General features: G+C 43.0%; 9 protein-coding genes. 3 read left to right on the top strand and 6 right to left on the bottom strand.

All coding sequences use genetic code 11. The features are described 5' to 3' along the window. The first annotated feature begins 68 nt into the window (after window positions 1–68). Both GY065_RS03815 and recX read left to right on the top strand, forming a co-directional pair. Window positions 69–776, top strand: coding sequence for a phosphoglycolate phosphatase (locus GY065_RS03815; protein ID WP_174833125.1), 708 nt, complete (start codon window positions 69–71; stop codon window positions 774–776). Beyond that, window positions 773–1,243 (top strand): recombination regulator RecX, encoded by a 471-nt coding sequence (recX, locus tag GY065_RS03810; RefSeq protein ID WP_174833124.1) that lies wholly within the window; start codon window positions 773–775, stop codon window positions 1,241–1,243. Before GY065_RS03815 ends, recX begins: the two co-directional genes overlap by 4 nt. Before the next feature lie 145 nt (window positions 1,244–1,388). Here recX and GY065_RS03805 read toward each other — a convergent pair whose 3' ends face one another. From GY065_RS03805 to aceE, 6 genes are all read right to left on the bottom strand, one after another. Continuing rightward, on the bottom strand, window positions 1,389–2,342 hold the full coding sequence (locus GY065_RS03805) for a bile acid:sodium symporter family protein (RefSeq protein WP_100116851.1): 954 nt from the start codon (window positions 2,340–2,342) through the stop codon (window positions 1,389–1,391). 32 nt (window positions 2,343–2,374) lie between these two features. After that, window positions 2,375–2,641 (bottom strand): 30S ribosomal protein S20, encoded by a 267-nt coding sequence (rpsT, locus tag GY065_RS03800; RefSeq protein ID WP_025330392.1) that lies wholly within the window; start codon window positions 2,639–2,641, stop codon window positions 2,375–2,377. A gap of 121 nt (window positions 2,642–2,762) precedes the next feature. Beyond that, the gene (locus GY065_RS03795; RefSeq protein ID WP_174833123.1) at window positions 2,763–3,890 is read right to left on the bottom strand and encodes an AI-2E family transporter; all 1,128 of its coding nucleotides are present in this window, start codon (window positions 3,888–3,890) and stop codon (window positions 2,763–2,765) included. 276 nt (window positions 3,891–4,166) lie between these two features. Next, complete coding sequence (gene lpdA / locus GY065_RS03790) at window positions 4,167–5,918, bottom strand: dihydrolipoyl dehydrogenase (RefSeq protein WP_174833122.1); 1,752 nt, start codon at window positions 5,916–5,918, stop codon at window positions 4,167–4,169. Window positions 5,919–6,030: 112 nt separating this feature from the next. Continuing rightward, a complete protein-coding gene (gene aceF / locus GY065_RS03785; protein WP_174833121.1) occupies window positions 6,031–7,671 on the bottom strand; it encodes a dihydrolipoyllysine-residue acetyltransferase in 1,641 nt (546 codons plus the stop codon). A 109-nt stretch (window positions 7,672–7,780) separates the two neighbouring features. Next, complete coding sequence (aceE, locus tag GY065_RS03780) at window positions 7,781–10,489, bottom strand: pyruvate dehydrogenase (acetyl-transferring), homodimeric type (protein ID WP_370385963.1); 2,709 nt, start codon at window positions 10,487–10,489, stop codon at window positions 7,781–7,783. A gap of 954 nt (window positions 10,490–11,443) precedes the next feature. On the opposite strand from aceE, the gene GY065_RS03775 reads away from it, so the two are divergent. Continuing rightward, complete coding sequence (locus GY065_RS03775; protein WP_100116846.1) at window positions 11,444–12,412, top strand: DnaJ C-terminal domain-containing protein; 969 nt, start codon at window positions 11,444–11,446, stop codon at window positions 12,410–12,412. The last annotated feature ends 4 nt before the right edge of the window (window positions 12,413–12,416 follow it).

Below are 12,416 nucleotides of genomic sequence, written 5' to 3'. Positions count from 1 at the left end.
CGGCAGCCTTACTGGTTATTTGAACATGATAAAATAAGCATGTCTTTTACCCAATCAATAAGCCAATCATGAAATGGAATGATATTCATGCCATAGCATTCGATCTGGATGGTACCCTGGTCGATTCAATCGCCGATTTATGTGCTGCTGCCAATCATATGCGCGCGGAACTAGGACTGTCATCACTGCCAGAATCTGAACTGACTACCTATGTAGGTGACGGTTTATCCAGCCTAGTACACCGAGCTCTCAGTGGTAATCGGGACGGTCTGGTGGATGAAGCAATCTGGACACAGGGATTTACTGCTTTCATTTCCTATTACCGTACTCATTTGAGTGTTCACACCCGCCCCTATCCTGAAGTAGAAACCGCACTGGCATTATTCCGTGCCCGTGGTTTGCCTTTAGCAGTAATCACAAATAAAAATGAAATTCTGGCAGTGGAATTATTATGTGAGCTTGGATTGGCTGATTCATTCAGTTTGGTTGTAGGTGGCGATACACTGGCTGAAAAAAAACCTTCTCCTATGCCTTTATTGCATACAGCAGAAGTATTAGGCGTACCCGTCGGAAATTTACTGATGGTTGGTGATTCTGCTAATGATATTCTGGCTGCTAAAGCAGCCGGAGCTTTAAGTTGTGGCGTCACATGGGGTTATGCAGATATGGCACAGCTGGCAAAAAACACACAGACTAAACCGGACATTATTGTTGATCATCTGCCTCAGATTGATGATGGCATACGTCTTCATGCTAACAGCGAAATCCGTGCATGAAGCAAAAAATCAGTTTACGTGCCCGTGCCATTGCCATACTGGCACGGAGGGAAATCAGCAGAGTTGAGCTGGCACGTAAACTGCATCCTTATGCAGATGAAAACGACAATCTTGAAGCATTACTGGATGAACTGGCACAAAAGCACTGGCAATCAGATGAGCGATATACGGAAACTTATATCAATAGTAAAAGCCGGCTGCATGGTAATCTGCGTTTAGAGCAAAGCCTGAAGCAAAAAGGTGTGGATGCAGCTCTGATTGCAGATTATTTACCGGACAGAGAACAACAGATAAATAATGCTATAGCTGTTTTGCAAAAAAAATATCGTCAGCCTCCCGCTGACTTAAAAGAAAAACATAAATGTATGCATTTTCTTGCTTACCGCGGTTTTAGTATGGATATTATTCACTCAGCTATCCGGCAGGCGTGGGCTGATACTTCGCTGCCTGACGAAGATGAATACTGATTATAATGCCAGGTACTGACTGCACATCCTAAAATACAAAATTTCGTCTATATACATACAAAATCAATACCTGTATATTTAATTCAGCAAAGCATTATTCAATAAAAAAGCCCGGACTAATAACCGGGCTTTTTGGTATATCAAATTAATGTAAACTGACATCTTCACGTTTCACATGGTCGTTACTTGTACCTGTAGGCTTTCCCGACCAGTAGCTGGCGAGAAATGAACCGGAAATATTATGCCATAATGAAAATATTGCGCCCGGTAAAGCAGCCATCGAACCAAAAAATTCAGATCCCAATACTGCTGCCAGGCCAGAATTCTGCATCCCTACTTCCAGAGATAGTGTGCGACAGATGGATTTATCAAAACCAAACAACCGTCCACCCCAGTAACCGCCAATCAGCCCTAAAGCATTATGCAAAATCACACCAGCAACAACAATTACCGTTTTTATTCCGATTTTATCGCTGCTTAATGACACCACAGTTGATAGCACAATAATAATCATACACATCGTTATCAGTGGTAGTGAAGGTATAATTTTTTTTACCAGTTTCGGCGCAAAATAATTAATGCTTACCCCTATAGCAATAGGTAAGGCAACAATCAGCAAAATTTCCCTGAGCATATTTACGACAGGTACTTCGATTGATGCAGCTATATAAAGTTTTGCCAATAGTGGCGTAGCAAAAATGCCCACTACAGTAGACAAAGCACTGATTGTGACAGACAGTGCAACATCACCTTTGGATAAAAACACCATCACATTCGAAGCAGTACCACTGGCCACACATCCTACCAGCACCATTCCTGCCTGCAATTCTGGTGACATGTTCAGCAATCTGGCAATCAGCCATGCCGCCAGTGGCATAATCAGATAATGCAGACCAATACCTGCCGCAATAGGCGCCGGACGCCTCAATACTCGGGTAAAATCCTCAATTCTCAGCGTCATGCCCATGGATAGCATCACCAGCATCAGCATTTCAGAGATATGAGATTTCAGAGGAATAAAAACGGCAGGATTATAATAGGCAAAGATAGAACATAAGGCTGCCCACAATGGAAACAGCCTCGTGATAATAGCAATCATGAGAATCGTCTCATGCAATGACAAAAATCAGCTTAAGCAGCCATAGCCTTGATTTTGGCAGCCAGGCGGCTTTTATGACGTGCAGCTTTATTTTTATGGAAAACACCTTTATCAGCAATGCGATCAATCACTTTAACGCTCTCGCTGTAGGTAACCTGAGCAGCTGCTTTGTCACCAGCTTCAACGGCTTTCAATACTTTTTTAACCGCAGTGCGAAAAGCGGTACGCAAGCTAGCGTTATGGGCACGTTGTTTCAGTGCCTGACGGGCGCGCTTACGAGATTGTGCACTATTGGCCATCAATATCTCCTAACATACATATACAAATCATGAAACGCAGAATTTTAATGACTTCACAGCATAAATGCAAGTACCGGTGTTGTTTTTTCAGCAGGCAACATATAAAAACAAGAAGCCAAGATTACTTGTCCTGCTGTGTTTTTTCATCCTTGATTATGCTATTTTCCGGCAATTTACGGAAATAATCACTTCTCCAGTACGCCTGAGTTCCTTCCCGAATCAATACCAGACATATTGCAGCCAGTGGTAACGCCAGCAGCATACCGACAAAACCAAGTAACTGCCCGAATGCCATCAATGAGAAAATAACCCAGAACGGCGACAGACCAATTCTGTCGCCCACAATTTTCGGAGTAACAAAGAAACTTTCCAGAAACTGACCAATGGCAAATACACCCCAGACAAGTAATAGTCCTGTCCAGCCATCAAACTGCAACAATGCTGCCAGCGTGGCCAGCAGCAAACCGGTAAAAGCACCCAGATAAGGCACAAATACCAGTAAACCGGCAACCATACCTATGGCAAATCCGGATTCCAGCCCTACCAATGCCAGCCCCAGACCATAAACCATGCCCATAATTACCATTACTAGCAATTCGCCGCGAAGGAATTCGCCCAATACCGTATCCATATTGGTAGCGATACGATTATAAGTAGGTAAGGCACGGCGCGGAATCAGATGACGGATACCGGAGGTCCAGCGATTCCAGTCCAGCAGAAAATAATATAAAAGAAAAGGCAGTAACAGCAGATTGGTCACCCACTCTACCATACCACTGCTATGCTGCCATACTACAGGTAAAACTTTTGAAGCGGCATCTTTAATACTGGCATTATGAGTTTGAATCCATTGTGCTACATACTTGGACATATAATCCGCATCCCAGCGGATACGGATATGAAATGTCTGATTAAGCCATGGAACAAGACTGTGATGCACCCAGTCAAGAAAAGCAGGCAGTTTCTCATAAATACTGTCCAGCAAATTAATCAGCATCGGTATCACAATCAGCAGCAAAATCACAATAACACTCAGTCCCAGAAACATCACCAACATTGCTGCCAGCGAGCGGGAAATCTTAAGACTATGCAGTTTTACTACCAGCGGATTTAAAATATAGGCCAGTACTCCGGCTGCGGCAAAAGGCATTAAAATCGGTTTTAGTCCTATAAACAGACTGATGGTTGCCAGCAGCACCAACCCACCTATAATCCAGGGTGCAATACCAGAAGAGGTTTTGCTGTTCATATTCATTCAATTGTACTCATACTGATTAATAAAATATAAGCTCACAGCAATACACGGATAGTGATTTATCAGCATATTTATTTTGATAATAACCGAATAAGCACTGTACTGGAATGTCTAAATGTAATTTACGTATCAGATACTGATATTTTTTTGCAAATATTATTCAATTCAGACCAGCTGATTTAATCAATTATTTCCGAATTTACCTTTTTTCATCCAATAAAAAAGCTATCCGGGATAACCGGACAGCCTGTAACATAAGAATTTTAGTTCTTACTTTTTACGCTGTGGCGGCAGGTCAGTACACGTACCCATAGCGACTTCAGCTGCCATACCTATTGATTCACCCAGCGTCGGATGAGGATGGATGGTGCGACCGATATCATCTGCATCACAACCCATTTCAATAGCCAGACAAATTTCACCAATCATATCGCCGGCACTCGGACCAACAATTGCACCACCGATTATCAGCCCACTGTCAGCATCAAAAATCAGCTTAGTAGCACCCTCGCTGCAACCATTGGCTACGGCACGGCCGGAAGCAGCCCAGGGGAATACGGATTTAGTGATTTTCACCCCATCTTTTTTCGCCTGATCTTCTGTCATGCCTACCCATGCAACTTCCGGATTGGTATAAGCCACCCCAGGGATAACACGTGCATCAAAATACGCCTGGTGACCGGCACAATTTTCAGCAGCCACATGGGCTTCATGTACAGCTTTATGCGCCAGCATCGGCTGACCCACAATATCACCTATGGCAAAAATATGCGGTACATTAGTACGCATCTGCTTATCTACATTAATAAACCCGCGATCTGTAACGGCCACTCCGGCGTTTTCTGCGCCTATCAGCTTGCCATTAGGTGCACGACCGGCTGCAACCAGAACCAAATCATAGCGTTGCGGCTGTGTCGGAGCTTTAGCACCTTCAAATGTCACGTAAATACCATCTTCTTTAGCTTCAACAGCTGTGGTTTTGGTATTCAGCATAATATTATCAAAACGATGTTCGTTTTTCTTCTGCCAGATTCTGACCATATCGCGGTCAGCACCCTGCATCAGACCATCCATCATTTCTACTACATCCAAACGTGCGCCCAGTGTGCTGTACACTGTACCCATTTCCAGACCAATAATACCGCCGCCGATTATCAGCATTTTTTCCGGCACAAATTTCAGTGCCAGAGCGCCTGTTGAATCAACAATGCGCGGATCTTCAGGAATAAACGGTAAATTAACTACGCGGCTACCGGCAGCAATAATGGTATTTTTAAAAGCCAGTGTTTTGGTTTCACCGGTTTCAACACGTCCTTCACCTGAAGTCAGTTTGACTTCAATATGATGTGGATCGATATAACGACCATTACCGCGAATAATATCAACTTTACGGGTTTTAGCCATGCCGGCCAGACCGCCGGTCATTCTCGCTACTACTTTTTCCTTGTAGCTGCGCAACTGGTCGATATCAATTTTTGGTGCCGGATACTCAATGCCATTGGCTTTCAGTTCTTTAACTTCATCGATTACAGCTGCATTATGCAGTAAAGCTTTGGATGGAATGCAACCAACATTCAGACAAACACCGCCCAAAGTTGCATAACGTTCCACGATAGCAACTTTCAGGCCTTCATCAGCTGCGGCAAAAGCCGCAGAATATCCACCCGGGCCGCCGCCAAGTACAACAACATCGTACTCAGCATCACTGCTGCCGGAGTAACTGGCTGCCTGAGGTGCTGCTACCGGTGCACTTTCAGCCGCAGGAGCACTTGCTGCAGGTTTAGCAGCAGCTTCTACTACTGCAATCACACCACCTTCAGAAATTTTATCACCAACTTTAACTTTAACCTCTTTCACCACACCGGCTATTTCTGCCGGTACATCCATCGTAGCCTTATCTGTTTCCAGCGTAATCAGTGTGTCATCTACCGCAACGGTATCGCCCGGTTTGATTTCTACCGCAATAATATCGACATCTTTATAATTGCCGATATCCGGTACTTTCAATTCAATTAAGCTCATGGTCTTACCTTTTGCCTGACTGTTGCATCAGATACAACAGTAATTGCCTGTATTTCATGTATACAGGCTGCCAGAAACCAATCTGTTTTCAGGCAGCCTGTTATTTAAAAACTTACAGAGATACGCGGCGGAAATCAGCCAGCAGCTGGCTGATAAATACCAGAAAACGCATACCGGCTGCACCATCAATCACACGGTGGTCAAAAGACAGGGACAGCGGGCATTGTAAGCGCGGCTCAAATTCCTTACCATTCCAGGTCGGTTTGATTTGTGATTTACAAACGCCCAGAATAGCTACTTCTGGTGCATTAACAATAGGCGTAAAGCCTGTACCGCCAATACCGCCTAAAGAAGAAATGGTGAAAGAAGCGCCTTGCATTTCCTGAGGTTTCAGCTTGCCTTCACGGGCACGCTTACTCATATCAGCCAGTTCCTGCGTGATTTCTTTTAGACCTTTTTGGTCAGCGTTTTTAATAACCGGCACAACCAGACCATTCGGCGTATCAGCGGCAAAGCCGATATGAATGTATTTCTTCAGAATCAGGTTATCACCATCAAGCGAAGAATTAAATTCAGGGAATTCCTGTAATGCTTTCACGCAGGCCAGAATGATGAAAGCCAGCGGAGATACTTTAATACCTGCACGCTCCCATTCTTTATTCAGCTGTTTACGGAAAGCTTCCAGATCCGTCATGTCTGCATCTTCATGCAAAGTAACATGAGGAATCATTACCCAGTTACGAGCCAGATTCTGACCGGAGATTTTCTTGATTCGTGACAGTTCTTTAACTTCAATTTCACCAAATTTGCTGAAATCTACTTTAGGCCATGGTAATAAATCCAGCCCGCCTCCGAGAGAAGCACCGCTACCACCCTGCTCAACCTTCTGCATAACCGATTTAACAAATTCACGCAGATCAATAGGGGTAATGCGTCCTTTACGCCCACTACCACTTACACGTCCTAAATCAACGCCAAGTTCACGAGCCAGTTTGCGTACAGACGGGCTGGCATGGGCTTTTTCAAAACTTTTCTCATCAATATCAGAGCTGCCAAAAGCCTGAGGTACATGGCTTTTGATTTCGGCACGTAATTCATTATTTTCAGCAGATGGTGTGGCAGCAACCTGTTTTTTGATTTCAGAAGCTTCTTTTTGTTCCGGCGTTAACGGTGCGGCAGTAGCACTTGCCGGAGCAACAGCCACTTCAATCAGAGCACTTCCTTCTGATACTTTATCGCCAACTTTTACATGTACAGCCGTTACTTTACCAGCAACAGTAGACGGTACATCCATCGTCGCTTTATCAGTTTCCAGGGTAACCAGTGTCTGATCAACAGCCACATCATCACCAACCTTAATATCTACTTCAATTACATCAACATTCGAGAAATTACCGATGTCCGGTACTTTCACAGCAACAGACTGAGCAGCTGTACCGGCTGCTTCGGTAGTTGTTGCTTTAACCGGAACTTCGGTAGTGGTACCAGCAGATGAAGATTCACTTGCGGCAGCAGAAGTTTCTACTTTCACAATCACATTACCTTCAGATACTTTATCACCTACTTTAACCAAAACTTCTTTCACCACACCAGCCTTATCAGCAGGAACGTCCATAGTGGCTTTATCTGTTTCAAGCGTAATCAGGGTATCGTCTACCGCAATGCTATCGCCAACTTTGACCGCCACGTCAATAACATCGACACCAGTATAATTACCGATATCAGGCACTTTTATTTCTACAATCTGACTCATCATTATGTCCTTTGATGACAGCAGGCTTAAGCCTGCGTCCGACAATCATTAGCTTGCACAGCCAGCAAAACCTGCCTGAAATCCGAATGAACTTCAGGCATTGGGTTTATTAACGTGCCCAGCTCGGTTCTACATCAGCCTTGATACCATATTTATTGATAGCATCTTGTACTACCTGTTTACTGATCTTGCCTTCATCAGCCAGACCATTCAGAGCAGCTACAGCCACGTGGTAACGGTTGATTTCAAAGAACTCACGTAAATTGTCACGGGAATCACTGCGACCAAAGCCATCTGTACCCAGAACTGTGAACACATCCTGTGGTACATAAGCACGAATACGGTCAGCAAAGTGACGTACATAATCGGTTGAAGCCACAATCGGACCTTCATGACCAGACAGTAATTGAGTCACATAAGGTACTTTCTGGGTATCGGTCGGATGCAGACGGTTGTAGCGTTCGATATCAATACCATCGCGGTACAGTTCGTTAAATGAAGTCACACTCCAGATATTGGCATCAACATCGAAATCTTGTTTCAGCAGTTCTGCTGCAGCAATCACTTCCTGCAAAATAACACCGGAACCCATTAACTGCACTTTCAGTTTACCGCTGCCACCTTCCTGCAACAGATACATACCTTTCAGAATCTGCTGTTCGATTCCTTCACGCTGCGGCATAGCCGGATGTTTATAGTTCTGGTTCATCAGAGTGATGTAATAGAACACATCTTCACGGTCTACATACATGCGCTGCATACCATGCTGAATAATGACAGCAACTTCATAAGAGAAGGACGGATCATAGGAAATGCAGTTCGGAATCAGCTCAGCCTGAATATGGCTGTGACCATCCTGATGCTGCAAGCCTTCACCGTTCAGAGTTGTACGACCGGATGTACCACCCAGCATAAAGCCGCGGGCACGCTGATCACCGGCAGCCCAGGCCAGATCGCCGATACGCTGGAAACCAAACATTGAATAATAAATATAGAACGGGATTAGCGGGCAATCATTATTGGAATAGCTTGTTGCAGCAGCAATCCATGAGCTCATTGCACCCGGCTCATTAATACCTTCCTGGAAAATCTGACCATTTTTAGATTCTTTATAGAACATCAGCTGGTCGTGATCCTGCGGAGTGTAAATCTGACCTTTTGGATTCCAGATAGCATACTGACGGAACAGACCTTCCATACCGAATGTACGGCTTTCATCCGGCACAATCGGCACAATCCGCTTGCCGATATTTTTATCTTTAAGCAGTGTACTCAGAATACGTACGAAGGCCATTGTTGTAGAGAATTCACGGTCTCCGCTATCCTGCAACTGAGCTTCAAATTCACTTAATGGCGGAATTGGCAGTTGCTCAGAATCAGGATGACGGTAAGGCAGGAAGCCACCCAGTTGAGCACGGCGCTCTTTCATGTATTTCATTTCTTCGCTGTCTTCAGGCAGACGGAAGAATGGCAGAGTATGCTCCATCTCTTCATCAGTTACCGGAATCTGGAAACGATCACGGAACTGTTTCAAAGATTTCATATCCATTTTCTTAGCTTGGTGAGCAGTATTCTGCGCCTCACCAGAAGCACCCATACCATAACCTTTAATGGTTTTGGCCAGAATTACAGTAGGACGGCCATCCGGATTATTAACGGCTTCATAGTAAGCGGCATACACTTTATGCGGATCGTGACCACCGCGGTTCAGTGACCAGATTTCATCGTCTGACATATTAGCCACCATGGCTTTCAGTTCAGGCGTATTGAAGAAATGTTCGCGCACATATGCGCCATTCTGTGATTTATACATCTGATAATCACCATCAACACATTCTTCCATGCGTTTTTTCAGCAGATTATCTTTATCCTGGGCCAGCAATGCATCCCACTTACTGCCCCAGATTACTTTCAATACATTCCAGCCGGCACCGCGGAAGTTGCCTTCCAGTTCTTGAATAATTTTACCGTTACCGCGTACCGGTCCGTCCAGACGCTGCAAGTTACAGTTAACAACAAAAATTAGGTTATCTAATCCATCACGGGCAGCCAGTGCAATTGCGCCCTGACTTTCCGGCTCATCCATTTCGCCGTCACCACAGAATACCCATACTTTACGACCCTGAGTTTTCGCCAGACCACGGGATTCCAGATATTTCAGCAAACGAGCCTGATAAATACCCTGGATTGGTCCCAGACCCATAGATACTGTCGGGAACTGCCAGAAGTCAGGCATCAGCCATGGATGCGGATAAGAAGACAGACCATTACCATGTACTTCCTGACGGAAATTACTCATCTGTTCTTCAGTTAAACGGCCTTCAACAAATGCACGTGCATAGAAACCAGGTGCACTATGACCCTGGAAAAATACCAGATCGCCTTCCTGATTATCTGTTTTACCATGCCAGAAGTGGTTGAAACCAACATCATATAAAGTAGCACAAGACTGGAAGCTGGCAATATGCCCGCCCAGCTCAAGATTCTTTTTGCTGGCATTTAATACCAGTGCTGCTGCATTCCAGCGCACCAGTGATCGGATTCGGTGCTCTAATTCATGATTACCCGGTGATTTTTTTTCTTTACCAACAGGAATAGTATTCAGATAGGCTGTTGTGGCACTGAACGGCATATAAATACCCCGGCGGCGGATATAGCGCACCAGGCTTTCCATTAAATAATGCGCACGTTCAGGTCCCTCTTCTTTCAGCACCGAGCTGAGCGAATCCAGCCATTCCTGGGTTTCAATCGGATCGATATCTTGATCATGGAAGTCAGCAGACATAGCAATATCCTCTTTCATTTGGGATTGAGTCATGAACAAAACACTTTATGTTGTTGCTATTTCATTTATCATTTTCTTTATTAACCAGATGCTTTACCAAATTGATTAAAAGAAATACAAATAAATTCAAACAACTTACAATAAATCTGCATAATCTTAGTTGAATAAAAGCATATATTATTGTGATGCAACATACTGTATTTTCGTTTAAATCGTACCAGCGTAATACCTAAACAGCAATGTATTTTTACACCAATTTTCTGATTTAAAACAAGTAAACAAATCATCACAGAAAGTTTATCAGAACGTGGTAAATGATTTTTACTATGCCAAAAACAGGTAATTAGATAAAACAAAAGTAAATATAATAAGTTATATTAATACCAAATACGTAATTATCATTAACAAAAACTATTTTTTATTAATAAATTCAGAATTGGAATTATTTTTGAACTTCTGCACATTAGTTGACATTTATTAACAAATAAATTTTATTTTATACAAACGCTATTACTGAGTAATCATATTTGTTTATTCGCTGCTTTAAACAACCAAACCTAAATCAAGTTATCAATATCAGTTTTATTCAGACAAATGAGATTTTCTTTATTTTTTATCTTAGTTTTAATTTCTTAGAATTTTATTTATAGTTTATATGTTAAACAATTATCATAAATTGATCCCATAAAATTATTTCACTTTTTGTTATTTTCAATCTCAATTTATAATTTATTTAATCTAATCAATATCATATTAGCTGGATTATTACAATTTTTCTTTACCGCATTATTAAATCAAGTTTTAATTTCTTTCAGACTTCAAAATTTAATCATTTCATTTTTATTTATCTATAATTAAAACACAAATATACATTTTATTAATTGTTTTTACTACCCAAAATAAGCACTTTAAATCTTAATTATTTGACCTTATTTTGATTTAAATAGTATTTTGAAAACGAATAGAAATTTCAGCAAAGGATAAAATATGGCTGAACGCAATTATTATGAAATTCTGGGTGTTGATCGAAAGGCCAGCGAAGACGATATCAAAAAAGCCTATCGTAAACTGGTTCGCAAATATCACCCAGACGTAAGTAAAGATCCTGATGCCGTAGCTAAAACTAGTGAAATCAATATTGCTTATGAAACCTTACATGATAAGGAAAAACGGGCTGAATATGATGAAATGCTGGATAACCCGTTCCGACATAGCGGCCGGCAGGCTGGAGGCAGCCAGGGTGATTATAGTTATCAGCAGTATGATTTTGACCCGAGTCACTTTGGCCAGAACGGCCCCTTTGGCAATGGCGATTTTCGTTTTGACGATTTGTTCTCTGCTTTCGGCAGCAGTGCAAGACAAGGCTTTCAACAACGCCGAAGCGGTCCGGTAGGCGGAGAAGACCAGCATGCTGAGCTGGTTATTGATATTGCCGCAGCCTATCAGGGAGCACAGCGTAATTTATCCCTGGATATGCCTACACTGAATGCTCAGGGACAAATGGCTTATGAGCGTAAAACACTCAATGTAAAAATTCCAGCAGGTATTACTGAAGGTCAGCAAATCCGGCTTAGCGGTCAAGGATTACCTGGTTTTAACGGTGGTTCATCCGGAGATTTATATTTAAAAATCAGTTTCCGTAATCAGGATAATTTATATGTCCAGAACCGTAAAGATGTTTACCAGCGTATCAACGTCGCTCCCTGGACTGCTGCATTAGGCGGTAAAACAGATATTACTACTCCGGCCGGCAAACTGAGTGTCAATATTCCTGCCAACAGCCACAACGGGCAGAAAATGCGCCTGAAAGGTAAAGGTATACCGGCAAAAGCAGCCGGTGATTTGTATCTGCTGATAAATATTGTGCTGCCACAAGCCAGTAATGAAGCAGACCGTGCCGCATGGCAGGCACTTGCCACGCATTATGCCGGTTTTAAACCCCAGAATCATGTTTGATAAC

It is taken from the genome of Snodgrassella sp. ESL0323, from assembly GCF_013346865.1.
Lineage (GTDB): Bacteria > Pseudomonadota > Gammaproteobacteria > Burkholderiales > Neisseriaceae > Snodgrassella > Snodgrassella alvi.
Note: the sequence above shows the minus strand (reverse complement) of the source record. Positions and strands in the feature narration are given on the sequence as shown.